Source organism: Holdemania sp. 1001302B_160321_E10 (assembly GCF_015552275.1).
Taxonomy (GTDB): Bacteria; Bacillota_I; Bacilli_A; order Erysipelotrichales; family Erysipelotrichaceae; genus Holdemania.
In genome coordinates this window covers 62,032-88,474 of sequence record NZ_JADNEM010000008.1, presented here as the reverse complement: position 1 = coordinate 88,474, position 26,443 = coordinate 62,032, and the positions used below count along the sequence as shown (strand labels likewise).

Sequence of the window (26,443 nt, the reverse complement as noted above, 5' to 3'; positions counted from 1 at the left end):
ACGTCCGCTATCCTGTAATAGGAGGAACTGTTCATGAAGCGAATTCTTAATATCAGTCTTTTCCTGTCAATCCTCGCTTGTTTGCTTTATGGGATTGAAGGTATCTTTCAGCTGGATCTGATCGCCAGTCTGTCGCTTTACGCCCCCGGCATCGCCGTGATTTTGAAAGTAATCTTCGCCGCCTGCGGAATGATCAATATCTTATGGTTTTCCGCCGATTCCGATTAAGTCTGTCTATCCTTGATTATAAAAACCATCCATGCACAATCCCGGAGTTCTCGGTTGCCGGATAGAATCTAAAGCTTGAACTTCCGCTTTGTGAGGATTCATTTTTTTACGGCCAGATGAGCGGACTTCTGTGAAAAAAGCGGAGAAACAGAGCTGCGATCTAACCAAAAGAAAAGAGCGTTTTCTGCGCTCTACTTCTTATTGAACTGTGAATCCCGCTTCGCGGATTGCAGTCTTGGCGGCGTATACCAAATCGTTGGAACCTTCGATCACCACCGCGCCGCTCTGCAGCGCTACCTTATATTCAACCCGGGTATCGTCCAGCGCCGCACGGATGCGGGCAGCCTGATCCTCGGTTTTCAACTCCCGGACAAAAATGATCGTCTTCATTTCCTGGCCTCCTGTTCTGCGTGTTCATTATAGCGAGTTTCCTGACGCTTGCCAAGAAAAAGGATTCAAGTTTCAGGAATTCTTCAAAGTCAGCCGGGCCGCAGCAGCAATTTGACGGGCGATTGCCGCGATCTGGCACGCCTGCAGCGGATCGGAAATCAACCGCAGACGCCACTGATTCTCATTCTGCCCCTTTTGGATCTGATCAATCAAAATCCGTGTTTCCTGGCTGGCAGTCTGCCTGTTATCCAGCGGTTTTTCCACCGGCAGCAGCAGCGAATGGTCCGGATGTTGTAAAAGAGCGCGGAATTGACCATCTTTCAGCGAACGGCTGAGCAAGAGATCCAGGCGTGCTTCGACATAGGGAGTTCCTTCCAGCAGGCGGGGATTTCGGACGTCGATGCCGATTCCTGGCAGCAGCGTTTTCAGCTGACTTTGCAGCGTCTGCGCAGTCAGCCCCGAATTGATTTTCAAATTTTCTTCCTGACGCATGGTCTGTACCCCGATGCGGCGGACAGCCTGACATTGCATCAAAGGCTGCAGCGCGGTGGCGATCATCCAGGCTTCCGGCGCCGGGAATCGGAACTGACGGACAGGGCCGGTTTCCAACCCCAGCTGGCAAGGCAAACTGTCGATGGATTGCCCGCTGATCACTCCTGCTTTCAAACGGCGGCTGAGCTGACCTATTCCCTCGCCATCACGGCTGGGCGGCAGAATCACAATGAGTTCTGCGCGTTCCAGAAGCATTCGGGTCAGCGGCTGGGGACGAATTTGTCCGCCTGTCAAGCTTAAAGGCGATAGTCCTTTCTGACTGCTTGCCCAATTCAGGCTGCATGGACAGCCCAGGATTGCACATTCGCCGATCAGCCGGCGGACCTGCGCCGGTTTGTCGGTCACGATTAACGTTCGGAGTCTGCGCATGGTTGAATCCACGTTCCTTTCCCAATCTGCAGCGAGGAGCCTACCCACACCCGCAGCTGATGTTCGCGCGCAAATAAAATACTCTGCCGCTGCATCACCCGCGCGCCGGCGTCGATCATCCGCAGCATCTGATCATAATCAATCTCATCCCAATGACGGGCATCAGGATAAACTTTCGGATCACGATCGTAAATACCGCTCACATCCGTCAGAATATAGACGTCTTCCAGCCCCAGCGCCTGAGCCAGCAGCATCGCCGTATAATCGCTGCCGCCCCGGCCCAGCGTCGTAATCTCATGATCGAGCGTGATTCCCTGATAACCAGGGACGATCAAACAGTCGCAATGATCGAGTTTTTCAAGCAATTTTCCGGTTGTCACCGTTAGAACCTCGGCCTCGCCATAATGATCGTTGGTGATGATCCCCAGCTCCTGCGTGCTGAGGGTATCGCTGAGGACTCCATTCTGACGGCACAGGGAATTGATGACCAGCGTACTGATCATCTCGCCGGCTGAAACCAGCCGGTCGCGCTGCTGAGGGGTCAGATATTTGGCAAGGGACATCAGCGTATCCGTCGCATAGGGATCAGGATATCGGCCCATGGCGGAGACCACGGCAATCACTTTCATTTCCGGAATCAGGCGGCGGATCAGGCGGACAGCACGATTGCGGGCAGCTTCCTCTTTTAACGATGTCCCCCCGAATTTGATAACACAGATTTCCATAATCCAGCCCCTTTCGTCTTCAACCTAGACTATGAGGGAGAGCGGAAGACAACCGGGAGCTTGCCCAAACTGAAGACAGGAAAAAAACCGGCGGCTGCCGGTTCTTTCTGCTTTGTGATAATTGGAAAAACGTGAGATGTGCTTATTCCACCGCTTCCAGCGCGATCTCCATCATTTTGGTGAAGGATGTCTGGCGCTGTTCAGGGGTTGTCACTTCCGAAGTGACAAAGGAATCGGAGACCGTGATCAGGCATGCAGCGTTTTTGCCTAAGACATGGGCGTTGTGGAACAGCGCGAAGCTTTCCATTTCTACAGCCAGGCAATGATGAATGTCTGTCAGCTCCTTGATGTAATCGTTGCCGCCTTCGCGGTAGAAGACGTCGCTGGAGTGAATGCAGCCGACATGCAGCGGCATGCCCAGTTTTTCTGCCGCGTCTTTAATCCGCTGGTTGAGCGTTTCCGACGGATAGGTTTTATCCTGATCATAACCGCTCTGGACTTTCGCATAGCTGGATTCGCTGTAGGCGCTGTCGGCCAGCACGACATCAAAGACTTTCAAATCCGGCGAATACGCGCCGGCTGAGCCGATTCGGATAATGTTTTCGACACCATACTGGCTGAACAGCTCATAGGAATAAATGCCGATGCTCGGCATCCCCATGCCACTGCCCATGACGGAAATCGTTTTACCCTTATAGGTTCCGGTGTAGCCGAACATATTGCGGACGGCGTTGAACTGGACAGGATTTTCCAGGAATGTTTCAGCGATGAATTTGGCGCGCAGGGGATCCCCCGGCATCAGGACGGTTTTGGCGATCTGCCCTTTTTCGGCACTGTTGTGCGGTGTTGACATAGTTGAGTTCCTCCTTATTTTCCAGATGTATTATAGCATGTTTAACGGCTGGAAGCGATGGATAAGCGGCCGGGATTGTGCAGGAAATTCCGCAGAAAAAGCACAAGCATTGACAACGGGGCACTGGCCGGCTATGATCGGTTCAGAAAGAAGGCCTGTTATGAAAATTTCGATTTTCTTTGATTTTGTCTGTCCATTTTGTTATGTCGGGCTTCATTCGCTATCCCGGGCGATCGAAGGTCTGGATGTTGAATTGGATTTTCACCCTTATGAGCTGCGGCGCTTTCCAACGCCGAAGGTCGATCCGATGCATGATGAAAAGCGGCTGAAGCGGTTTGACGAAGTGTTGAAGCCGATGGCGCAGGCATTGGGAATCGAGATGAATCTGCCCTGGATCAGTCCGCATCCCTACACGACCGATGCGTTTCAAGGGTTTTATTTTGCCAGACAGGCAGGCCGGGAGCTGGATTATGTGCGGCTGACGTTTGACGTTTTCTACCGGCAGCAGAAAGATATCGGCGATCCGGCGGTGCTGCGAATGGTCATGGATGAGTTGGGACTGGACGGCGCGGCGTTTGCGCAGGCTTTAACGAACGGAACCTTCCTTGCGGAGGTCGATCGGGATTGGGAAGCGAAGCCGGCGCTGAACCTCGAAGGCATCCCGGCCTATCAAATGAATGGCGAAAAGATCCAAGGCTATCACACCCCCAAGGAATGGCGGGCGATCATTCTGGATCAGGCAGAGAAAACCATGGCGGGTCTGGTCTGCACGCCAAAGGGCTGCAATCCGGCATCACAACCGTTGGAATGATTTTCTACCTTGATCATCCGCTAAACTTTTTTAAGCCGCGATGGTGGGCGGCGATCAAGATTCTGACAGCTTTCACAGTCTGAGCAGGAAAGCTGTTTTTAACAGGATAAAAGCTGACATTTCGCTTTTCAAAAAAGACAAGACTTGTCGTCCGGTAAGTTTTTCGGCATAATAAAAACGAATTCTTTTTCGGTATTCAATTCAAAGATCTGTGCCGGTTCGCTCAAAGGAAAAAAGATTCCCGAAAGAAGCGGCAAAGCCGTCACGGAAGAAAGGAGAATTATGAGAAAAACAACGCGCAGACGTTCTGTCCGCCGATCGAAAAAAACGGCTAAAGTCACGCTGGGTTCGTTACTGGGCGCTTTGATCTTGGCGGGTCTGAGTTATTTCAGCCCCCAATGGCTGCCTGAATCTGATGCTTTAAGAAACAACACGGCGGCGACGCCCGTTCACACGCAGGTGAATTCGGCGCTGACCGTTCATTTTATCGACGTCGGTCAGGCGGATGCGATTCTGATTCAGTCCGGCGCAGAAGCGATGATCATCGACGCCGGCAACAATGCCGACGCGAAACTGGTCACCGATTATCTGCAGCAGCAGGGAATCACTCATTTAAAATATGCGATCGGCACGCATGCCCATGAAGATCATGTAGGCTCGCTGGACGCCGTCCTGTATTCCTTCGACGTGGAAACGGTCATGCTTCCTCAGCGCACGCTGGATTCGAAAACGTACAAAGACGTCATTCAGGCGATCGAAACGACGCAGACGTCGTTGATCCATCCGCAGCCGGGCGATACCTTCACCTTGGGTGAAGATCAGTTTACGATCTTGGGACCGCTAAGCGAGGAGTATTCCGAAGTCAACAATTCCTCGATTGTCCTGCGCTATGTCCATGGACAAACTTCCATTCTGTTCACCGGCGACATGCAGGCGCAGTCTGAGAAGGATGTGCTGGCCAGCTATGCCAACGTTCAGGCCGATATCCTGAAAGCTCCCCATCATGGTTCGGAGACATCTTCTACTCAAGCATTCTTGGAAGCTGTGAATCCCCGGGATGTGATCCTCTCCGTCGGTTTGAACAACGATTATGGTCTGCCTTCGGAAGATGTGCTGAAACGCTATGAAAAGATGGGATTTTCCATTTACCGCACCGATCAGCTGGGAACGATTCTGATCGAAAGCGACGGCGTCAATTATACGATTCATAACTAATACCCTCTTGCCGTCACCGCAAGGTCAACGGATTTCCCTGTGAATCAGGGATGGCAGAAAAGTGATAAAAAGAAACCAGCTTGAACTCCTGCGCTTCCATGGAAGACGCCGGTTGATCAAACTGGTTTTTCTTATTTTTCAATTTGGCTGTTTCGCCTTGAATAACATTCATCGGGATTTCAGGCTGTTCCTTACTTCAACCCCTTCTTCAGAAACGGATCGAAGATGGTTTCTGCCAGACTTTTCTAAACTAAGGAAGGACCGTCTAACTGACCGGGGTTCAAAGGTTATTTCGTTCCTTTGGTACCTTTCGTTCCGCCGTTGTTCTTGTTTGCGCTGTAACTGGCCAACAGATTGGTTTCATAGGAGAAAATCATTTTCTCCCGCCGGCGCTGGCGGTCAATCGCCTGAGATACCAGCGTATCCATTAATTGAGTAAAGCTGACGCCGACCGGCTGCCACAGATAATAGGCCAGCGAGCCAGGAATTGTATTGATTTCATTGACGTATATCATCCCGGTATCACCGTCCATCATAAAATCAATCCGGCATACGCCGCTGGCGCCCAGCACCTTGAAGGTTTCAATCGCCAGATTCCTGATTTTTTCCGTCGTCGCTTCATCGAGCGGCGCCGGCACGATCCGCGCCGCACTGGCCATTCCGCCATCGCCGCTCTTGGTCCCGCACTTAGCTCCGCCTTTGGAACCGCTTTTCGTTGCGCCCTGACCTAAATATTTATCTTTAAAACTCATGATTTCATCCTGCTTGCCGACTTCCTCCAGCACGCTGGCCTGACAATCAAAGCAGCTACCCAGAACTGAACAGTTGATCTCCCGCAGGTTCTTTACCATCTGTTCGACAACGATCTTGTTATCATATTGTCGAGCGTCTTCGACCCCGGCGATGAATTCTTCATCATTATGCGCAATCGTGATGCCGACTGAGGAACCCAGACAAGCTGGCTTCATGACCACCGGATAGCCTAATTCATGCACCTGAGCTAAAACCGCTTCCTGCTTGTGCGCGAATTCATGGCCATACAGCCAGAACCAAGGGCAGACCGGCAACCCGCTGTTCTGCAGAATATGCTTCATCACAACTTTATCCTGACCGACAGCAGCGCCGATCACATCGCAGCCGGCATACGGAATTTTCAGCATTTCCAGATACCCCTGAATCGTTCCATCTTCGCCGTTGGTACCATGCATGATCGGAACGATAACGTCGACCGTGCCGATCGGTTTGGTAAACAGACCTTTTTTAATCGGTTCCACAACGACTTCCTTGCCTTTTTTCACCAGCACAACCGGCGTCGCTTTCTGAATCAGCTCATCGAGATTTTTATAATTTTCTACATCCAGCAGCGCAGGCGACGAATAGAAATCACGCTGCTTTGAAATATATAAGGGAATCACTTCATAACGTTCTTTATCCAGGGCTTCAATACCCTGCAGAGCTGAAATCACGCTGACTTCATGCTCGACAGATTCACCGCCGAAAACAACTCCAACACGAATTTTCATACTTCACTCTCCTAATCTGGCCTCTCCCTACTGTATGCCGGAGATAGCCTGTCATTTCCTTTATTTGCAGGAAATCCTCGTCTATTATAGCAGATTTTCGTCAGGTTGACCTTGTATTTTAAGCTTAATCATTATAATCTATAACTAACCAACCGATAACTGTTGAAGGAAAGGACAGGATTATGATTCCTAAAGATATCTTAAAAAAGATCAAGCCCTGGATGTGGCTGTCGACGTATATTGTTTTACTGCTTTTCGCTCTCGTTCATTTTCAGGATTTAATGGGTGTACTGGGGAAAGTAATGCATCTGTTAACCCCGTTATTTTACGCGATCGGCATCGCCTTTGTGCTGAATCAGCCGATGAAGGCTATTGAAAAGGGATTGATCAGCCTGATCCAGGCGCTGCCGCGAAGCAAAAAGAAACCAGCGCAGAAAGAACCGAAGGTGCGCGGGATTTCGATCTTCCTGACGCTGCTTCTGGCGCTGGCTGTCTTGTTTGTCTTGTCGAGTATTATTTTCCCGCAGCTGATCGCGTCGATCGTGCAGCTGTTCAATAACTGTGTCGTCTATGCCGGCAATATTGTGGAAAACATCAACAATTTGTTAGCCAGTCTGCATCTGGAAAACATTGAATGGGATCTGGATACGGCGAAGCTGCAGGCTGCGCTGGATCAGCTGGGCTTAAGCGCTGATAAAATTTTCCAGACCGCAACCAACTGGGTCGGCGGCACCGGCATGACGGTGATCAACAACATTTCCGCGATCACCGTCGGTGTAAGCAACTGGGTAATGGGCTTCATGTTAAGTTTGTATCTGCTTTCCAGCAAAGAGAAATTCATCCGTCAGCTGAAGAAATTGATCGGCGCCCTGCTTCCCTTATCGGCGGCAAACCGCGTCTTGGCATTGGGACGAAAAACGAATCAGACATTCTCCAGTTTCATTTCAGGGCAGCTGTTAGAAGCGTGTATTCTGGCGATGTTGTATTATGTTTCCATGACTTTGTTCAAGATGCCGTATGCCATGTTAATCAGCACGGTCATCGGTGTTACCAGTATCGTTCCGATGTTCGGAGCGATGTTGGGAATGGCGTTCGGCTGTGTTCTGATCTTCGCGATCAACCCGTGGATGTCCTTGTTTTTCATGGTTTATTTCCAGATCGTGCAGCAGTTTGAAAACAATTTGATTTATCCGCGGGTTGTGGGGAATTCCGTAGGTCTTCCGGGGATCTGGGTCTTGTTATCCATCGTAGTATTCGGCGGTCTGTTAGGGTTGTTCGGAATGTTGATTGCAGTTCCGGCAACGGCAGTTCTCTACACCTTGTTAGGTGAATTCGTCAATGGCCGGATGCGGAAAAAGGGACAGATTTTGGATGAATCCGGATTGCTCAGTCTGGATTCAATTTCAAATTCTGAGCAGGACTCTTCATCTTCGAACGAGAATCAATAAGCTTAAGCGCAAGGTCTTCAAAGGCCTTGCGTTTTTTGTCCACTTGGGTGCGAACATGAAGTGAACATAAAAACCCAGGGAGGTTCGCACCGTAAAAATGTGAATATTAAGGAAAATGTTGCAAGTACACTCAAGAATGTTTATGATAAGAGTGAGATAGGAAACATGTGATCTTAATTCAGTTTCTTATCTGCGTCATACCGCGCGAGCGGTATGTGGATTGAAATTTTTTTGCCATAACTGGCGCTCTCTCTACTTTGTCATACCGCGCGAGCGGTATGTGGATTGAAATCTCAACAAGAAAATCCGGTTGAAGCTGAAATTTCGTCATACCGCGCGAGCGGTATGTGGATTGAAATTTATTCGGTTTTAAATACTCATCTATTCTTCGAAGTCATATCGCGCGAGCGGTATGTGGATTGAAATCCTTTATTCTTAAATTGACATTTTTCGGCATTTCGTCATATCGCGCGAGCGGTATATGGATTGAAATTGCACCACTATTTCGCCCCTCTGACCGCTTAACGTCATACCTCGCGAGCGGTATGTCAATTGAAATCTGCTGTGGTTTTGCTGAAGTAGCCATACAGCATGTCATATCGCGCAAGCGGTACGTTAATTGAAATCTAAGACTTGTAGGTCTGCCACTACACCCGCTCACACTTAAAAACCTGTTCTCTCCCGCCTTAAGCTGAGAAAACAGGCTTTTTTTATTTCACTCTAATCTACATCCTGATCTGTATCATTCCAAGCTCGGATCGTACAACCATCCTGATCCGGCTCCGCAACATAAACCCGGGCCGGATGATCCTGATCACTGACCACGAAAGCAAACTTGATATTCGTGCCAACACCCCAGCGCCCTTCCTTATCTACGCAAATTAAGGAAATCGCGTCGGCCCGGCCCCGTTTCCGAATTAACTTTTGCGTGAATTCCGCTACGAGCGATGAAGCCGCTCTCTGAGGATCCTGTCCCTGCTGCAGCCGGCGTACCACCTCATAGCTCAGACACCCTTTCATGATTTCTTCGCCCACGCCCGTAGCAGCCGCAGCCCCGATCTCACTGTCCGCATAGAAACCACTCCCGCAGACCGGTGAATCGCCCACGCGACCCGGCCTTTTCATGAACAGTCCCGAAGTCGATGTTCCAGCCGCCAACGTGCCCTGCCCGTCCAGACAACAAACCCCAACCGTATCATGCCCTTTATAACTGGATAACGGTTCCGGCTCCGCCCGGCGCTGCTCATAAATCATCTTCGCTTCCGGAGTTAATAATTCCATCGTTTCCATGCCTGACTGAACCGCAAACTGCGATGCACCCTCGCCAACCAGGAAATTATTAAACTGCTGATCCGCACAATGCCGCGCCAGCTTAAACGCCGACGCTACATTTTCAACACAGCCGACCGCTCCGATGGATAACGTATCACCGTTCATATAACCACCGTCCAACTGCACGACGCCCGCCTGATTCGGCAGTCCCGAATAACCGACGGAATGAAACCGCGGATCCCTTTCGACTGCGGTGATCACCGTCTCCAGCGCCTGATCGGCCGAGCCTGATTTCCGCAAATTCGCTTCCGCCAGCCGCATGCCTTCCGCCGCCATTTTCCACGTTGCGATTAAAGTCCACTTCATTGATTTTGGCTCCTTATTGATTAAACGCATCCGGCAAATCATTTTCCAATAAAATGGTATCCGTGTAGGCTGCCTTTTGATAAACAAGACCAAACGCTTCCTTCACCGTTGCGACGATATGCACGTGCGCCATATCAAATCCGCAAGCCTGTAATCCCTCGACAATCGGCTCCGTCTGCCGCTTGCCCACCAGAATGACCTCATCCGCGCAATCCTTCATTTTCATGCCGAACTGCTTATTGATCTCATGCTGACGCGGACCCAGATCGATCATCCCCGGCGTGACGATAAACCGGGTGCCCGGCATTGTCTTCAGCACCTGCAAAGACATCGCAGAGCCCACCGGATTTGAATTAAACGCGTCGTCAATAAACGTATAACCATTAATCTTCTTCACTTCCAGCCGATGCTCGACATACCGCACCTGCGCCACTGCGCTCTGCAGCTGTTCCCAACTGACACCCAGATGCCGGCCAACCGCCACAGCCGCCAGAATATTCGCGATGTTGTGTTCACCCAATAAACGCGTTTTAAACGGAATATCCGCACCCTCGCGCGTATGGATATCAAACGAGGATCCCTGCGGGCCAAAGCTGATATTCACGGCCCGGTAATCCACATCCTCCTGCTCGATGCCATACCAGGCGATCGGACACTTATTCTTGATATAGTAATTCCGGATCAACTCGTTATCCTTATTTAATACACCGAAGCCCGTGACCGGCAGCTTCTCGATCATCTTCATTTTTTCCGTGACGATATTTTCCTGAGAACCAAACGTATTCAGATGCTGCGGACCGATCGAGGTTACTAAGCCGATCTGCGGCTGCACAAAATTCATCAGCTGCTCGATATCGCCGACATGATCCGCCCCCATCTCGCAGATGAACACCTCATGCGTTGGTTTCAGCTGTTCGCGGATGGTGATCGTGATTCCCATCGGCGTATTGAACGACGCCGGCGTCGGCAGTGAATAGAACTTCTCAGAAAGAATCTGCTGAAGAATATTTTTTGAGGAAGTCTTGCCATAACTGCCGGTAATCCCGATCTTAATCAACCGGTCATGGTTCTTCAGAATTTCCTTTGCCAGCTTCATATAGTGTTTTTTGATCAACTTCTCAAACGGACTGGTAATCCAGGCCATGGGAAAGATCAAAAGCCAGTTGATCCAGCATGCCGCGACAACCCACAACGCCCATAACGGATAATCCGTCAGCATGACCGCCGGAATCAGCCACAGGCAGTTCAGCACAAGCATGACGGCGATCTGCCGTTTAACCCGCGCGGTCACCGCCAGCGGTTTGATATAGCTTTTTTTCTTTTCCCGATATAAAGTAACCCCGCCGACAAACACCGCCAGCCACACCGTCGCGATCTTCCCCAGCCGGTAATCCGGAATCACGATGCAGCCGAGCGCCAGAACGAGAATCAGCACAGGAAACAGCCAGTGCTTCCACACTTTCAGCTGATCTTTTCCCCACTGAATATACCGCCCCGGCTCATACCGGTTCTGCTGGAACATGTGCAAAGCATGCTTCCAGGGAATCACCATCATACACAAAAGCAGTGCTGAAAACAGCACTTTCTCTAATAAATCCTGAATCTGTCGTAAAAACTCCATGTCATTCCTCCCAGTCTTCCTTTAAAAAGACATCCAGACACCGGTTAAACCGGGCGCTCTGGTTGAAATACGCGAAATGATCGTCCCCTTCAAAAATTGCCAGTCCGGCATTCTTCATTTTCGCTTCCATCTGTTTTCCCATCCATAAAGGCGCTGCTTCGTCGTTTTCGCCCCAGACCAACAAGACTGGAACCGTAACGTCTTCCAGCATCCCGCTGACATCGTCGTTGACAACTTTAACAAAGGTTTCGCGCATAATGCCGGTTGCGCTGCGGTAATCGTCGGAACCGGATTTGCGTTTGAAGTCTTCCAGCATCGTTTCGCTGCCGACCAGCGTGATCGCTTTTTTCGCCGCTTTGTAGCCTACAATTTTGAGCTTGGCCTGCCAGGTTTGCTTCGGCCGGATTCCCGCCGCGCCGGTCAGCACCATCTTATGCACGGGATTCTTTACCGCGTAGTGAACGGCCACCCGACAGCCGAAGGAATGACCGATCAGAATCGGATCATGGATATCAAAGGTCCGGCAAAACGCTTCGAGAAACTCCCGATATTCCGGGACGCCCCAGGCAACCGGCGGTTCGTCGCTTTTACCGAAACCGGGAAAATCGAAATTAAAAACCCGAAAATGGGCTTTAAGATGATTGTAGATGGGTTCCATCATGATCATCCGCTGCCGCCAGCCGTGCAACAGCACTACATCGCGGCCCTGACCTTCCGTCGCAACTTCAATATTCAGTCCGTTAATTTTAATTTGCGGCATAAAAATCCTCCATTGTTTCTACTTTATTATATGCAATCTTCACAAGCTTGGAAAGTACAAAAATAATATTCAGAATAAGCAAAATAAGATATTGAAGATTTTGAGGATTCAGCGTATAATAAGAGCATGGTATAGAAAGGAGATCGAAGTCATGTTTGAGTGGGTTAAGGGCAACGCCTACACGATGTTAGTGACCTTGTATCCGAACAATTTCACGTTAAACAACGTAGCGGCTGCCTATTTTGAAGATATTCGATGGTGCTGTATCGGACTCGACCGGGAAGAACGGAAAGTTGCGATCCGCCCCGTGACCAAGCGAGAGGTAGATTTAAAACTCATCCCGCTGGAGCAGCTGCATAAAGTATCCATGGGAAAGGGATATGCCCGCATCAGCAACAAAGCGCTGATTGAGGAAATCGCCCAGCTGACAGGCATCGAATGCAACGGGATTAAAGTTCCCGCGCAGTTTGATGAACGCGAAAAAATGCTGATTATTGATCTGAACAATCCCGTATAAGGAGGTGAGGAAAAATGTATTTCGGTTTATGGATTCTGGTATTCTTGGGGGCGCTGGTCGTTGAACTGGCGACGGCGACCAGTCTTGTCAGTATCTGGTTCTGCGTCGGAGCGTTGTTTGCCCTGGGCGCGCTGGCGTTGAATCTGGCCTTTATCTGGCAGGTCGTCATCTTCTTTGCGGCGTCGTTAGTTTGTCTGGCAGCGATCCGGCCGATGGCTTCCCAGTATTTACGAGGCAATATTGTCGCGACGAACGCCGACCGGGTGATCGGCCGACATGTCCAGCTTCTGAAAGACATTACCGGGGAAGCCTGGGGCGAACTCAAGGTGAACGGTGTGGTCTGGAACGCGATCAGCGTCGACGGGCATCCGATCAATGAGGGATCGTTAGTGGAAATCGTTGCGATCGAGGGCGCAAAACTCCTCGTGAAAAAAATAGAGGACTGAGGTTTCAGTCGAGAAAGGAAATAAATTATGAATGGGTTCTTACAAATATTAGTCTTCCTGGTCATCTTCCTGATTGCCATTGCAGTGATTTGCTACTGCGTCCGAATCGTGCCGCAGGCCAAAGCTTATGTCGTTGAGCGCCTGGGCGCTTACCACAGCACGTGGCATACCGGTCCGCATTTCATGGTACCGTTTATCGACCGCGTCGCCAACAAGGTTTCGTTAAAAGAAATCGTCAAGGATTTTGATCCGCAGCCAGTCATCACCAAGGATAACGTTACGATGCAGATCGATACGGTCGTCTACTTTCAGATTACCGATCCGAAGCTGTATACTTACGGCGTCGAACGGCCGATCAGCGCTTTGGAAAATCTGACGGCGACAACGCTGCGAAACATCATCGGTGAGCTGGAGCTGGATGAGACGCTGACTTCCCGCGATATCATCAATACGAAGATGCGCGCAATTTTGGACGAAGCAACGGATCCATGGGGCGTCAAGGTCGGCCGTGTTGAAGTCAAGAACATCATCCCGCCGCGCGACATCCAGGAATCAATGGAGAAGCAGATGCGGGCGGAACGGGAACGTCGTGAAGCGATCCTGCGTGCCGAAGGTGAAAAGAAATCGGCAATCCTGACCGCGGAAGGCGAAAAGGAATCCATGATTCTGCGCGCTACGGCGAAGAAGGAAGCCATGATCGCGGAAGCGGAAGGCCAGGCTCAGGCAACTGAACGGCTGTACGCTGCACAGGCTAAAGGTATTGAAATGATCAAGAATTCCGATCCAAGCCTGGAATTCTTAACCTTGAAGGGTTATGAAACGCTGCAGAAGATGGCGGACGGCAAGGCGACCAAGCTGATCGTCCCAAGCAACCTGCAGGATATCACCGGCACGCTGGCTTCGCTGGCGGAAGTCGTCAAACCTGTCGAAAATAAAGAATAAAACCACAAGGCGTCCGTTGGGCGCCTTTTTTTAATCTGCCGAAAGAACATCAGCTTCCCGGATTCCCGGCTTTGATCCTGACAGGATTTTCCCACGTTCTTTCCAGCCTGTTCAAGTCTGTCCAGCCTGATTTTACTTTCCCGTTTACGATCCGCAATTCAGAGCTTTCTTCGTCCTTCATCCTGCTTTCTTCGTCCTTCCCCCCCCTTGGTGAAAAAACGTTAAAAAGAGAATTATCAACGACAAAAAACAGGTCGCCAACATTTCGTCCGGAACTTCTCTGTGCCGGATTCATTGGATTGGGCATTCTTACTGTAATTCTAAACGTGATGGTTTTGTGGTTTGTCTTGTTTGCGGCTCTGGGCATGGATTTTCTGATCCGTTATAAAACAACATTCGCCGGTCTGATCTTGTTTTGTGATGGTTTTTGCGGCCATCGCCATGGTTTCCCATCCTTTGATGGGGCTCTTTGTCCTGTCCGGTTATATCGCTTCCACAGCCAAGTTGCAAAAGACGCCGCATCCCCTCATTTTATCTTCTGACCAATGGAAAAAAAGAATTTCAGCGGACGATGGGGTGGATTTCAGGCGCGGGGATCGTTCTGGGACGTTTGAATCTGGGCCTTGTCTGGGTCAGTTAACGATGCTGCCGCTTTTGTCTGATCTTCCTATTTGATGCGCTGCGGGCCGGCTTGTTTGAGGAGATTTTATTCCGCACCTTCCTTTACGCATTTTACGTCGAAGTCGCTGGAAAGAAAAAATTCAGTCACATCCAGACGTTTTTTTGCCTTTTGATCATGATCCCGCCGCAGGTTCTGATTCATTTCCCCGGCATGGCTGAAATCGGCAGTCTGCTCGTCATGACCGCTGCCTTCGGTCTACCGTTTGCCTTGCTGCAATGGATTGTCAATCTGACTTCCGCAGTCGGTGCGCATACTCTGGCTGACCTGATCCGCTTTATCACCTTCGGCGCCTGGTTGGCTTTTTGAGTAAGCTGACGCAGACAGTATGCCGCATAAAACCTGATTTTCCCCCTGTCCAATCCCAGAAAATAAAGACATCTGCTCCCGAGATCCCGGAATGCTCAATTTGATTTGAGTCCGGTTCACGCTCTGATTGCGCTGTCTTTTATGCCTGTTTTCTATTTTTCAATAAGAATTCAAATAAACGCTCTTTTCCTGCCGTCTCTTGCCTTCACTGCTCTTCAGATGGCCGTCTGGCACGTTAATCAAATGATCCTCGTTCTCCAATCATGTCTTCCCCTGCGCAGTCCTGCCGCTTATTCCGATTCCCAATCGTAGATCGGGTATCCCCTGCCCTGGTATTGGTAATATTGCGGATAGCGATCCATGTAAGCGTCCGCTTCCTCCCGTGCCAGATCCGGGTAATTTGTGATCAGGCCGCTGACGCCCATATCGAGATAATTGCTCATCTTATTGTAATCGTCTACCGTCCAGACATAGATCGGCATCCAGGCGCGGCCGGCCTGTTCCAGAAAGCTGACGGAAATCTGACTTTCCTCAACCGCCAGAAAGTCGATATTCCAATTCCAGATTCGATAATCCATCTCTCCGGCTGTTCCATAAACGCAATACCCAATCCACCACTGCGGCCGCTGGCGCTGTAAGCTTTGTACGGCTTCATAATCCAGCGACATGAAGATGGAACGTGCCGCAAAATTCTCGCTTTCTACCACTTCAATCACTTTTTCAACTAGTTCCGCCTGATTGCCGTTAACCGGTTTCAGTTCGATCAGCAGACCGGTTTCCCCTTCCCAGGTCTTCATCGTCTGAATCATCTGCCGCAGTGTTGGAATTTTTCCTTTGATATACTGACCTTCGGTACGAAGCGTCAGCGACTGCAGCTGCTCCGCCGTCAGCTCTTCTACTTTTTTATTCACACCGCTCAACCGCGTCAAAGTGGGATCGTGATAAACGACAGGGATGCCGTCGGCACTGAGCTGAACGTCAATTTCAGCATAATCGGCATGCGCGATCGCTGCCTGCCGCACAGCTTCAATCGTATTCTCAATCGCATAAGCTGATCCACGATGTCCGATCGCCCACGGCTGATGTTCACGCGACAGCGGCCGCAGATAGAGATCGGCACTGTACATGACCATCAAGAGCAGCAGAACCCGCACCATCCAGGGATGTCGCTGATAGACCCGCCGCCGGCTCAGCCAACTATGGACTCTGACATAAACCCAATTCAGTTTCCCCGCCGACTGCGGGCGCAGCTTCGTCGCCAGCGCTCCCAAAAGATACAGCGCGCTGACAACCAGGCTGATCGGCAGCAGGAACGTTATAAAATCAGGGAAGATTTCGAAGAGACCAAAGCAGAAAACAAGAATCAGCGGCAGCCCGCAGATCCACGGATGCCGGCGCAGCCAACGTGGCAGACCGGCATGGGACTTCACTTTCCGTATGCCTGCCGCAGTGACCCCGCGCACCCGGGATACCGCCTCATTCAGTTTTTCCACATTCTCGCTTTCCGGCTCTTCTTCGATCATCTCCACGCCAAGCCTGCGCACCATGCGGACTAAAGAATAGAAAAAACTTAAGCTCATCAAAAAGAACGCCAGCTGAATCAGAACCGATTGCAGCAGATAATGCCGGAATGTCGGCGATAAAATCAGATTTTTTAAAAAGTACCGGTTAAAATCAGAGTTGATCAGCAACGCTTTCGGCAGGAAATCAACGACAAGGTACTCTGCCAGAAACCACAGACCACACCCCACTGCCAGTTGTCCCCGTTCTCTGATCGTCAGATGTTTCCACAATCTGATGTTCTCCTGCACAGCCTGACTCAGCTTTAAGCGGCGATAGATCATCAAGATTGGGACAAACAGGAAGAAAATCCCGAGGCCGTACAGACAGAGCCAGAAAGCGCCGATCAACAGGCGGCCGGAAGCTGTCATTCGCAATTCACCAATCACAAATTCCGGCACCCGCAGCCGCGGAATCAGCGCATTGATATATACCAGGTGCACGGCTGGCAAAAATAAAGCATAATACAGTGTGCACAACGGTAATTGAAAGCTGCGGATTCCTTTCAATGAAAACAGCGACTGACGGCAGGCTTCGCGGATCGACAGTTCTTCATTCCGCTGGCCTTTATCGATTAAATGCAGGATCACGCTGAATTCAAAAACAATCAGCCCGGTACCCACAAGCATGTAAAATAAAGCTAATAAAATCCCTGGCAAGGATAAAAAACGCAAGATAATATCTGAATTAAACGTCATTCCCGACCGCGCCCGGCTTAAATATAACCGCAGCAGCTGACTGAGCAGCGGGTTGACGAACAAATATAAACAAACCCGATACAAAAGTTCAAATTGCACGAGTTTTCCCAACCATTTTCCCTTCTTACGCATGGTCATATTCTCCTTTAAACCGTTTTATTATACCACGAAATTTCCCACCCCTTTCCTGTTTGCCTGAAATTTGCAATCGGCAGCTTCCTTGATGCGACAGGACAAAGTTAATATAGAAGTGGGGCATCAAGTTTCGATTGGATCGAATTAAAAACAAAAACGCCAGTTTGTTTAAAAACTGACGTTCTCGGCTTAATTGAGCACTGTGATCGAATCGGAAATCATATCGTTCATCCTGAAGCCCTTCACTCCTGGATGACTGTTTTCTGAATCCTGATTTTTGCGGTGCGCTCCCAATGTCAAACCCGGATCCAAGTTTTGAATTGATTAATTTTCTGAAAGCTGACGGATTACGTCCAAAAACGCGCGGCGGGTATCTGCGCTCAGCGTATCCTGCAGTGATTCATAGGTCATGCCGTCAAACGACGGACCCGCGACATAGTGACTGTACCCCTGGGAATAACAGATCAGGGCGCTGCGGCCAGGAAGGGTCGCGGTATTGTACTCGCTGAACAGCTCAAATTCACTGAAGATCAACCGGAACGGGCCGATTTTCAACGCTGTGAATGTCGTCTGATGCCGCAGTTTCTCCGGATGAGCCAGGTTCTCCTTACTCCGTTCAATGCCATACTGCAGCGTAATCCGCTCCCGCTCGCTGTAATAATCCGGAATCACCAGATCTGCCGGATCTTTCAGCTCATGCTTCAGCTCAACGACACGTTCGGCATAATCCAGTTCCACCGGGTATTTCTGAGCGGGCCGGGCTAACAGCCGCTCAAACTCTTCCGCCATAACCGCGCCGAAGTGTTCCATCTGGGCCGGGGTCTGTTCCTTCCGGGTAAAGCGGGTGCTGACGTCGCCGGCCGCAGATTGTAAGAAGGAGAAGAACTCGCCCGGATACTTCGCGTCCAGCTGACGCATCGCATAACCGGGATATTCCGAGGTGAAAAACGGCGTGTCCCCATTTAATGAAGTAGGATGGCAGTTATAGATCAGCAAGGAAGCAATCCGTCTGTCCCCTTCATAGAAGCACAGCGCATGCGCAAAAATCTGATCGGTCGACCAGTGACTGATCCGGCTCTGGCCGACTTGGGTAAACGGCTCCCTCACATAGCTGCACGTCAGCTCCGCTTCCCGCAGCGTCAAGGGAATCAAGGCTTCGCACAACTGATCGCGAACCTGATTGCGATAGCTTTCCACGCGCATATCCGGTGCAAAATGGGTGTGCGTTCCACTAATGATCACATGGGTCGGTAATCCCCAGGCTTGTTCGAGACGTTCGCGGACCTCATTGACTAACGCAATCGGCGCCTGCAGCGAGTCCAATGCGGCATGCACATAGCGGCAGCCATTTTGTTCCAGCACAAGGACGCGCGCAAACAATGGATCGCGCACAGTATCCAAAGGTGCGACCTGCTGCGCAAAGCCCGCCGCCCGGATCGGCTCGCGGGGATTGATGTTGAGTTTAACTGTTTGAATTTTCATTCTTTTCCTCCCGGATTTTCTCCTTTTTTCCCTTGAATTTCCCTTCCAGCTTCCGCGGCTTTTCACGTTTCAGTCCGCCCGGTCGGGAGATTCTAAAGATAACGCCATTGTTGAGATTCTCTGCCTCTGCCCGATATCCGTAGGTCGTGCAGACGCGGTAGACGATCGACAAGCCAAGGCCGAATTTGCCATCCGTTCCTTTTTCATACGGTTTAAACAGCTTGTTCAGCCGTTCCTCGCTCATTAACGGTCCATCGTTAGCGACTGTCAGTTCTTTTTCATTTAAGGTAATGACAATCTCATGGGTAGCATAACGGATAGAGTTATCCAGCAGATTCTCGACGACAACCCGCCACGGATCCTCCTCGCCATGGAAATAAATCTTTTCCAGATGGGTTGTGATCGCCAGCTCCGGCCGGATGACTTTTAAAGACAAAATCGCTTTGTTGATCACCGAACTCATGTCCAGCTTATCCCCGGCCATGCCATCGTCAGTCAGGTAACCCAGCTTGTTCAGCATGATCAGGCTGTAAACCTTTTTTTCCAGACGATCGGCGTGCTCGATGATAACGTCGACGCTCTTTTCCAGCGTCTCATACGGATAAATTCCGTCTTTGATGCTTTCGCCGTACGACTTGATCGTCGCGATCGGCGTTTTCAGATCATGCGATATATTCTGGATCATTTCTTCCTTGATTTTCTCCTGTTTATCCAGTTCATCCTTCATCGCAACTAACGCCTGGGCCACCTGGCCGATCTCATCACGGCGCTCGATATGCAGCTCGGCGTCTTCGCCGCGGCTGACCTTTTCGATATAATTGCGGATCTGATTCAGCGGATGGATCAAGGAACTGATCCACAACATCAGGCAGACAAACAACAGCGACACAACGAGCACGTTGAGATTGATCACGCTGTTGAGCAGCATGTTTTTAAAATCGCTGCGGTAGCTGTCGCTCATCAGTGAGATTAAAATTGTATGAGAATCCAGTCTCACCAACGAATAGAAATACGTCTTGCGGTCCTGCACATAGGCGCGGTCCGCCACCTCCTGAGCTAAACCGTCAGCTTCTTCCAGCAGATGAGAGGTCAGCTGCGGATCCAACGTCATTGTCCCAATTTTGGAAAATTGGCGGGTTTCCTTATCATAAAATAAATGGATGATGCTGGGATCGGTATTTTCAGCGATTTCTTCGATGTCCATATCCATCGAATAGTTGAAGGCGATATTGTTCTGGGCGCGGTGCAGCATGCTGTACATCTGTTTTTCAACAAATTCATTCACGCTCTCCGACAGATAGACGAAGAAGAATACGGTGAAGACGGTAACGACCAGAAAGATCAGCGTCAGCAGCTGCTGAGACAGCGACAGCTCCTTGAGCCAAATGCGCAGGCGCTTCATTTATCCGAGCCGGTAGCCGAAGCCGTAGATCGTATGGATACTCAGATTCGGCATCTTCTTGCGCAGCCGCCGCAGCGTGTCGTCCACAACCCGATCGGAACCGAAATAGTTTACATCCCACACCTGTTCAAGAATCTGTTCCCGCAGAAAGGCGGTGCCTTTGTTTTTTACAAACAGCATCAACAGGTCGAATTCCTTGGTCGTCAAATCCAGCTCCCGGCCCTTCTCAAATACCAGCCGCTGCGCTTCGTCAATTTCATACCCATCAATCACAATCCGGTTGGCATCTTCCTTATATGTCCGCTTCATGATGTTGTTAATGCGCAGCACAAGTTCCTTCGGCGAGAATGGCTTGGTGATGTAATCGTCGCTGCCTTTTTCCAGACCGATAATCCGGTCAAATTCTTTATCGCGCGCCGACATGAATACGACCGGCACCTCCGGAGACTGCATCCGGATTTCTTCAATCAGATCAAAACCGCTTTTATCGTCGAGCATAATATCCAGAATCCAGCAATGTACGTCGTCGTCCGAGGTATGGGCGGAAGCTTCCTCGTAAGTCAAATAAGATCGGACTTCATAGCCTTCCTTTTCCAGATACCGCTTGACCAGTTCATTGAGATCTTTTTCATCTTCTACAATCGCTATTACTTTCTTCACTGCATCTCACCCCACGTTTCCATTGTATCAAATTTAAGCTGGGAAATCCACGAAACCCCGAACAGGAATCAGGATAAAAAAAGAAAACGAAGGCGGCGGCTACCGTTTCTTCGCTTTGAAAATAATCATCATCGGACGATGCAATTCTTCCTCCATCTTCGGCACTTCACGGATCAGCGCCGCTGTCGGCTGAGGCTCACGGATATCCTCCAGTTCAAAGTCATTCACGAGCAGCGCCTGCACGATCGTCGTCAGCGAATGATGGTATTTCACAACCGCTGCACCTAAAAAGATCGAATCCCGGCGACCGTCCAGAAAGTAGCGGGTAACCGGCCACACTGGATTGCCGGCAGAAGTCTGATCCAGCCACTGCTGGCTGCCTTCCGCGGTAAAGACCGGATGCTCCATCGAAAAGATGAATTCCCCACCCCGCCGCAGCGTCTGGGCGACTTTTTGGAACAAAGCTGTCAGATTCTCAATGTAATGCAGCGTCAGCGAGCTGATGACGACGTCAAACATTTCCGCAGGATAAGCATAATCCTCCAGTGCACATTGTTGATATTCGATCCCCTCCAGCTGATTCACTTTTCGCGCCTGATTCAGCATTTTTTCCGACAGATCAATACCCAGCACGGAAGACGCGCCGTTTTCCATCGCGTACCGGCAATGCCAGCCATAACCGCAGCCCAGATCCAATACCTGCTTCAAAGTGAAATCCGGCAGCATCGCCTGCAGCACCGGCCATTCCCCGGCGCCCGCCAATCCTTTTTCCGAACGGCTCATACGGCTGTATTTTTCAAAAAAATCCGGATCATCATAACGATTCTCTTTCATTGGAATACCTTCTTTCTTTTATTAACAAGCCGGACTCTCCCGCTGTCTTATCTTTCTTTATTGTATCGTTTCCAGCTTCGGAAAGCTATATTTTTCTGAAGCCCGCAGCCATGGCATCATCAAATCAAAGAGAGCGCTGGAAGCTTGTAAAAAGGGAAGGCCGCTGAATCCACCTTCCCTTTCATTTCCCGGCTTTGCCGTAATTTCTCTTACAGTCCCGATTTTTCAATCAAATCGACGACGCGGTAGACATAATGATGACACAGCTCATCGCTTTCCGCTTCGACCATGACCCGCACTAACGGTTCCGTGCCTGAAGGACGAACGAGAATCCGGCCATTGCCGTGCAGTTCCTCATTGATCGCCGCAACTTCGTTTACGATCGGTTCCGCCTGCATCGCCGCCTCTTTGTCCTTCACCGGCACATTGACCAGAAGCTGCGGATAAATCTTCAGTCCTTCCTCCAGCTCCCGGATATTCTTGCCGGTTTTGTGCATCACTTCCAACAGCTTCAGCGCCGTCAGCAGGCCGTCGCCGGTTGTCGCATGTTCTTTGAAAATGATATGACCCGACTGTTCACCGCCAAGCATGTAATCGTTTTTCACCATGCAATCATAAACGTATTTATCGCCGACCTGCGTCGATTCCGTCGCAATGCCCAGCTGATCCATCGCCTTGAAGAAACCCAGGTTCGCCATGACTGTGCTGACAACCGTATTCCCGCGCAGATGTCCGTTTTCTTTCAGATATTTCCCGCAGATATACAGAACGTAATCTCCATTGATCAGGTTGCCTTGCGGATCCACGGCGATCAAACGATCTGCATCGCCGTCAAACGCCAGTCCCAGATCGAAGATCCCGCTTTTCATCAGTTCCTGCAGCGACTCCGGATGCGTGGAACCGCATTGGGTATTGATGTTAACGCCGTTGGGCTCGCTGTGAATCACCGTGCAGTGCGCGCCCATCCGCCGCAGCAGCTTCTCCGCGGTCGTCGTCGCCGAACCGTTGGCCAGATCCAGCGCCAGATGGAACTGTTCAAGCCGGAAATCAAACAATGATTCCAGCCAGTCCAGATAATGCTCCACACCTTCGTCATAGCGGATGACCTGGCCGATCTTCTCGCCGCTGACAAGCGGGATTTCCGTCAGATTGTCGATATAGTCTTCTACCAGAGCTTCAATTTCAGCGGACAGCTTAATTCCGGCCTGGGAGAACACCTTGATTCCATTGTCATAGTACGGATTGTGGCTGGCGGAAATCATCACGCCGCAGCTGAACTGTTCGCGCTTGACCAGATACGCCACGCTTGGCGTCGGGCAGTAGCCTAACAAATACACATCGGCGCCGCTGGCCGAGGCACCGGCTGCGATCGCGTTTTCAAACATACCGGAAGACAGGCGCGTGTCCTTGCCTACCAGAATCCGGCCTTTTCCCTGCCTGGAAAAGTAGTAGCCCAAATACCGTCCGACCTGGAAGGCCCGCTGTACGTCCAGCGTTTCATTGGCCTTGCCTCGGATGCCGTCAGTTCCAAAATAACGTCCCATTAATTTGTTCCTCCATCGCTGTCATTGTCATCAGCTGCCGCGGAATTGCCTGGATCCGTGACGTTGACGGTTAAGGATGCCTGCTGCAGCGTGTACTTCACATAAGTCCCTGCATCCTGATTTACCTGCAAGGTGACTTCCTGCTCGCCCGGCTGCAGGTCCTTCATATCAAAGTATACATAAATGTCGCCGGCGGTGATTTTATCCACATTCGCCTGCGTTCCATAGACCGTAACGCTGACCGCGATCTGATCATCTTTAGTCTGCACGTTGTAGCGGTTTGTATTGTTGATGGCATTGATCGCGACGTTGTCGATCGTCTTGGATACGGCGTCGCCCAGCTTGATATCCATGTTCACACGAGCCGGATTGATCTGGCGGACGCCGGTCGGCAAGGTGATCGTCTGATACATCTTGGTATCGGAGGTCAGCTTGGTCGCGTCCAGCTGAACGGAAACCTTGTCCAGCTTGTCCAATACGGACTGCTGCGCGTAGATCTTGACGGATGAATGATCGAAGATAATTTCTTCAATCGCTTTGCCCTGCGGCATTTCGCCCTGCAATTCCACGGCGACCGGCACATCCTTGCTTGGCGATGTCACTTTGACGTTGACCTTCACCGTGCTTGGGATGATATCCGCTTTGACCGGAGTTCCGGTTTGATCATAAGCAACCAGCACCGCGTCCTGTTCAAAGTCGGCGGTCTTGCCGGAAACGTCGATCAGCGCCTTGACAAACGCGATGCTGTCAAGCGTATCGGAAGCGGCCCGGACGTTCACCTTTGTCGCTTCAAACTGAGGTTCACCCAGAATATAGATGTTATCAAGCTTATCGGTATTGATAAAGTCATAGCTCAAATCAAATTGCGTCGTGACTTTCTTTTTGATCGTCACCATCGCGGTCGACGGTTCCAGCTTGACGTTGACCCGCTCGGAGAAATCCTTCGGCTGCAGCTTCACCTGATAAGTGCCTTCGGTCAGACCGGAAAGATCGGCGACCACGCTGTAGCTTTTCTGCGTGCGGACCAGCTGGACGTCGGACATCTCGCCCATGACGTAAGCGGCGACCTCGCCCGGCAAACCTGAAATTTCAAACATATCGGAATTGTAGTTGATCGTGACCGGCACGGAAGGCAATTCAAATACACTCTGGATGTTGTTGGACAAACTGGTGTTCGTAAAATTGACCGTCAGATACAACAGTACGGCCAGCGCCAGCGAAACGATTTTCCCATACCGCGGATTAAACAGGATCCGGTCGATCCAGGAGCTTAACCAGCGCACGCCTTTAAACAGTCCGTCTTCGATCGTCGCGTAGGTCTTGACTACTTTCTTGCTTTGACGGGCAATCTTATTCGCCAGCTCCAGCTTGGATTCAGAATCCTTCATCTGCGGATTCTGTCTTGGATCGTTATTCTTCATGCTTGTCACTTCCTTCCTGATCGGCGGAGTTCACCGCTTCTTCCAGAGAGTGTTCGTTCACTTCCTCGGAAGCGCTGAATTCCAGCTTGACATCATCAATCGGGGAATGATTTTGATTTTCGGCAGTGATGTCGGCGGTGGTTGTGGTATTCACCTTAACCTCCGGATTTTCTTTCCCGGTGTTTTCCATTTCTGCAATTTCTCTGGCCGCGGCTTCTTTATCTTCGGATGCTTTCTCCTCAGCCTTCTTCCGGGTGCGCTTCGCCTTGTTCTCCGCAGATTCTTCCGCGTCCTTTGGCTTTTTGGCCCGCGGCTTTTTCTTAGCTCTGGCTTCATCCTCGCTCTGTGCGGTTTTAATCTCAAGCACTTCGGTCACCGCCGCCTGAACCGGTTCTTCCGAGGCGGCCTCAGTTTTGATCTCAGCATCAGCCTGTGCTTTCTTCTCGGCTTCCTGAGCCGCGATCTGCTGCTCAAGAATTTTCGGTTCCTCAAACATGGACGAAGACGGGGCTTTCTTCTTTTTCTTTTTCGGCAGCTTGATGTTTTCTTCTTCTTTTTCAAGTTCGCTCAGCCGGTCTGCCGGAACTTCCGCGTCTTTCTTCTTATTAAAGATCCCGGAGAACAGATTGCCCTTATGCTCGGCATTCTTTTTCTCCGCTTCGCCGCTTTCCCCGCCGTCCTGCTTCTTGACGGCGATCTTGTTCAGCAAGCCTTTTTCTGACTTTTTCGTTTCGATTTCTTTCTCAACGACTAACTGCGGTTCGTCGATCACGAAATAGGATTTCCGGGTCTGCGTCTTTGGTGTTTTTTCCCGCACAACGGTTTCCTCGTTGCAGACAACGCGCAGCAGATAATCGCGCAGTTCCTTCTTGGATACCGTCGTGATCTGTCCGCCCTCGGCAATCGAAATGTTGCCGGTTTCTTCAGAGACGACGATCGTTACGGAATCGGTGATTTCACTGATCCCGATCGCCGCGCGGTGCCGCGCGCCGTAACGCGATGGCAGCTCCTGATTGGTCGGCGGGAAGTATGCGCTGGCGCATGCCAGGCGGTCGCCCTGGATGATGACCGCGCCGTCATGCAGCGGCGTGGATGTCACAAAAATCGAGGTCAGCAGTTCGGCGGTGACCATCGAATTCATCGGCGTTCCAGTTTTGACATAATCGTTTAAGGAATGGGACTGTTCCAATGAAATCAGCGCTCCGGTCTGATCCTTGGACAAAATCATGACGGCTTTGACCAGCTCGTCGACCAGATGCTCCTTCTCGTTTCCTGAAAGGGTGGAAATACGTGAAAAAACATTGGATTTTCCCAGCTTTTCCAACAGCGATCGAATTTCCGGCTGGAAAATAATAATGACGGCGATGAAGCCCCACGACACAAACATGTCGGCAATCCAGCCGACCGTGTTCAGGCCGAAGACGTTGGCGACCGCTTTGATCACAAGAATCAGGACAATTCCCTTAAATATCTGAATCGTCCGGGAGTTATTCCGAACGATTTTTATTGTGTAATAGAGTAGCAGCCACATGATCAGGATGTCAAAAAACATCCGCGTGTAGTTCAGGATCGACTGAATGGTAGTGTAATAATTAACCATTGGTGAATCCTCCTTTCATTGAATTATTATAGCACAGTTCTAAAAGCCTTGAAAACTGAAATTGCCTGAAACCCTTCAGGC

The 26,443-nt window shown here is 50.5% G+C and carries 25 protein-coding genes and 1 CRISPR repeat array; of the genes, 9 read left to right on the top strand and 16 right to left on the bottom strand.

Annotated elements, in window-relative coordinates:
* The first annotated feature begins 33 nt into the window (after positions 1-33).
* Positions 34-228, top strand: a complete 195-nt coding sequence (locus I2D94_RS06600; RefSeq protein WP_072684768.1) for a hypothetical protein — start codon at positions 34-36, stop codon at positions 226-228.
* A 198-nt stretch (positions 229-426) separates the two neighbouring features.
* On the opposite strand, the gene I2D94_RS06595 is transcribed toward I2D94_RS06600, so the two are convergent.
* From I2D94_RS06595 to deoD, 4 genes are all read right to left on the bottom strand, one after another.
* Positions 427-618 (bottom strand): hypothetical protein, encoded by a 192-nt coding sequence (locus I2D94_RS06595; RefSeq protein ID WP_072684767.1) that lies wholly within the window; start codon positions 616-618, stop codon positions 427-429.
* A 72-nt stretch (positions 619-690) separates the two neighbouring features.
* The gene (locus tag I2D94_RS06590; protein ID WP_195396058.1) at positions 691-1,539 is read right to left on the bottom strand and encodes a hypothetical protein; all 849 of its coding nucleotides are present in this window, start codon (positions 1,537-1,539) and stop codon (positions 691-693) included.
* Positions 1,518-2,264, bottom strand: a complete 747-nt coding sequence (locus I2D94_RS06585) for a hypothetical protein (protein ID WP_072684765.1) — start codon at positions 2,262-2,264, stop codon at positions 1,518-1,520. The genes I2D94_RS06590 and I2D94_RS06585 overlap by 22 nt, the downstream gene beginning before the upstream one ends.
* Before the next feature lie 142 nt (positions 2,265-2,406).
* Positions 2,407-3,117: a purine-nucleoside phosphorylase gene (gene deoD, locus I2D94_RS06580; protein WP_195396057.1), complete on the bottom strand. Its 711-nt coding sequence runs from the start codon at positions 3,115-3,117 to the stop codon at positions 2,407-2,409.
* Positions 3,118-3,277: 160 nt separating this feature from the next.
* Between deoD and I2D94_RS06575 the strand changes: the two genes are divergently transcribed.
* On the top strand, positions 3,278-3,928 hold the full coding sequence (locus tag I2D94_RS06575; protein ID WP_072684763.1) for a DsbA family protein: 651 nt from the start codon (positions 3,278-3,280) through the stop codon (positions 3,926-3,928).
* 282 nt (positions 3,929-4,210) lie between these two features.
* Positions 4,211-5,143 (top strand): ComEC/Rec2 family competence protein, encoded by a 933-nt coding sequence (locus tag I2D94_RS06570; RefSeq protein WP_072684762.1) that lies wholly within the window; start codon positions 4,211-4,213, stop codon positions 5,141-5,143.
* Between the two features lie 287 nt (positions 5,144-5,430).
* On the opposite strand, the gene I2D94_RS06565 is transcribed toward I2D94_RS06570, so the two are convergent.
* Positions 5,431-6,666: a D-alanine--D-alanine ligase family protein gene (locus I2D94_RS06565; protein WP_195396056.1), complete on the bottom strand. Its 1,236-nt coding sequence runs from the start codon at positions 6,664-6,666 to the stop codon at positions 5,431-5,433.
* Between the two features lie 182 nt (positions 6,667-6,848).
* On the opposite strand from I2D94_RS06565, the gene I2D94_RS06560 reads away from it, so the two are divergent.
* Positions 6,849-8,114 (top strand): AI-2E family transporter, encoded by a 1,266-nt coding sequence (locus I2D94_RS06560; protein WP_195396055.1) that lies wholly within the window; start codon positions 6,849-6,851, stop codon positions 8,112-8,114.
* 194 nt (positions 8,115-8,308) lie between these two features.
* A CRISPR array of direct repeats spans positions 8,309-8,740; the repeat unit is 26 nt; unit sequence CGCGCGAGCGGTATGTGGATTGAAAT.
* 94 nt (positions 8,741-8,834) lie between these two features.
* On the opposite strand, the gene I2D94_RS06555 is transcribed toward I2D94_RS06560, so the two are convergent.
* Genes I2D94_RS06555 through I2D94_RS06545 form a run of 3 tightly spaced genes read right to left on the bottom strand, consistent with a single transcriptional unit; the run spans position 8,835 to position 12,133 of the window.
* Positions 8,835-9,752, bottom strand: a complete 918-nt coding sequence (locus I2D94_RS06555; RefSeq protein WP_229056788.1) for a N(4)-(beta-N-acetylglucosaminyl)-L-asparaginase — start codon at positions 9,750-9,752, stop codon at positions 8,835-8,837.
* A gap of 13 nt (positions 9,753-9,765) precedes the next feature.
* Complete coding sequence (locus I2D94_RS06550; protein ID WP_195396053.1) at positions 9,766-11,373, bottom strand: Mur ligase family protein; 1,608 nt, start codon at positions 11,371-11,373, stop codon at positions 9,766-9,768.
* Position 11,374: 1 nt separating this feature from the next.
* Positions 11,375-12,133 (bottom strand): alpha/beta fold hydrolase, encoded by a 759-nt coding sequence (locus I2D94_RS06545; RefSeq protein ID WP_195396052.1) that lies wholly within the window; start codon positions 12,131-12,133, stop codon positions 11,375-11,377.
* A gap of 151 nt (positions 12,134-12,284) precedes the next feature.
* On the opposite strand from I2D94_RS06545, the gene I2D94_RS06540 reads away from it, so the two are divergent.
* The 5 genes from I2D94_RS06540 to I2D94_RS06520 all read left to right on the top strand — a co-directional run bounded on the left by I2D94_RS06540 (position 12,285) and on the right by I2D94_RS06520 (position 15,026).
* Complete coding sequence (locus tag I2D94_RS06540; protein ID WP_020224318.1) at positions 12,285-12,650, top strand: hypothetical protein; 366 nt, start codon at positions 12,285-12,287, stop codon at positions 12,648-12,650.
* A gap of 14 nt (positions 12,651-12,664) precedes the next feature.
* Positions 12,665-13,096 carry an NfeD family protein gene (locus I2D94_RS06535; RefSeq protein WP_072684757.1) on the top strand — a complete coding sequence of 144 codons (432 nt, stop codon included), beginning with the start codon at positions 12,665-12,667 and terminating at the stop codon, positions 13,094-13,096.
* 27 nt (positions 13,097-13,123) lie between these two features.
* Entirely contained in the window at positions 13,124-14,038 is a 915-nt protein-coding gene (locus I2D94_RS06530; protein ID WP_072684756.1) for an SPFH domain-containing protein, read from the top strand.
* A 71-nt stretch (positions 14,039-14,109) separates the two neighbouring features.
* Positions 14,110-14,580: a hypothetical protein gene (locus I2D94_RS06525; protein WP_195396051.1), complete on the top strand. Its 471-nt coding sequence runs from the start codon at positions 14,110-14,112 to the stop codon at positions 14,578-14,580.
* A 116-nt stretch (positions 14,581-14,696) separates the two neighbouring features.
* Entirely contained in the window at positions 14,697-15,026 is a 330-nt protein-coding gene (locus tag I2D94_RS06520; protein WP_255524733.1) for a type II CAAX prenyl endopeptidase Rce1 family protein, read from the top strand.
* Positions 15,027-15,316: 290 nt separating this feature from the next.
* Here the strand turns inward: I2D94_RS06520 and I2D94_RS06515 are convergent, their stop codons facing one another.
* The 8 genes from I2D94_RS06515 to cdaA all read right to left on the bottom strand — a co-directional run bounded on the left by I2D94_RS06515 (position 15,317) and on the right by cdaA (position 26,362).
* Positions 15,317-17,416 carry a glycerophosphodiester phosphodiesterase gene (locus tag I2D94_RS06515; RefSeq protein WP_195396049.1) on the bottom strand — a complete coding sequence of 700 codons (2,100 nt, stop codon included), beginning with the start codon at positions 17,414-17,416 and terminating at the stop codon, positions 15,317-15,319.
* A gap of 327 nt (positions 17,417-17,743) precedes the next feature.
* A complete protein-coding gene (locus I2D94_RS06510) occupies positions 17,744-18,901 on the bottom strand; it encodes a hypothetical protein (RefSeq protein WP_195396048.1) in 1,158 nt (385 codons plus the stop codon).
* Positions 18,882-20,303, bottom strand: a complete 1,422-nt coding sequence (locus tag I2D94_RS06505) for a HAMP domain-containing sensor histidine kinase (protein ID WP_195396047.1) — start codon at positions 20,301-20,303, stop codon at positions 18,882-18,884. Before I2D94_RS06505 ends, I2D94_RS06510 begins: the two co-directional genes overlap by 20 nt.
* A complete protein-coding gene (locus I2D94_RS06500) occupies positions 20,304-20,963 on the bottom strand; it encodes a response regulator transcription factor (protein WP_072684751.1) in 660 nt (219 codons plus the stop codon).
* 99 nt (positions 20,964-21,062) lie between these two features.
* A complete protein-coding gene (locus I2D94_RS06495; RefSeq protein WP_072684750.1) occupies positions 21,063-21,797 on the bottom strand; it encodes a bifunctional 2-polyprenyl-6-hydroxyphenol methylase/3-demethylubiquinol 3-O-methyltransferase UbiG in 735 nt (244 codons plus the stop codon).
* A gap of 209 nt (positions 21,798-22,006) precedes the next feature.
* Entirely contained in the window at positions 22,007-23,341 is a 1,335-nt protein-coding gene (gene glmM, locus I2D94_RS06490; RefSeq protein ID WP_195396046.1) for a phosphoglucosamine mutase, read from the bottom strand.
* Complete coding sequence (locus I2D94_RS06485) at positions 23,341-24,762, bottom strand: YbbR-like domain-containing protein (protein WP_072684748.1); 1,422 nt, start codon at positions 24,760-24,762, stop codon at positions 23,341-23,343. The genes glmM and I2D94_RS06485 overlap by 1 nt, the downstream gene beginning before the upstream one ends.
* On the bottom strand, positions 24,752-26,362 hold the full coding sequence (gene cdaA / locus I2D94_RS06480) for a diadenylate cyclase CdaA (protein ID WP_195396045.1): 1,611 nt from the start codon (positions 26,360-26,362) through the stop codon (positions 24,752-24,754). The genes I2D94_RS06485 and cdaA overlap by 11 nt, the downstream gene beginning before the upstream one ends.
* Positions 26,363-26,443 lie beyond the last annotated feature (81 nt).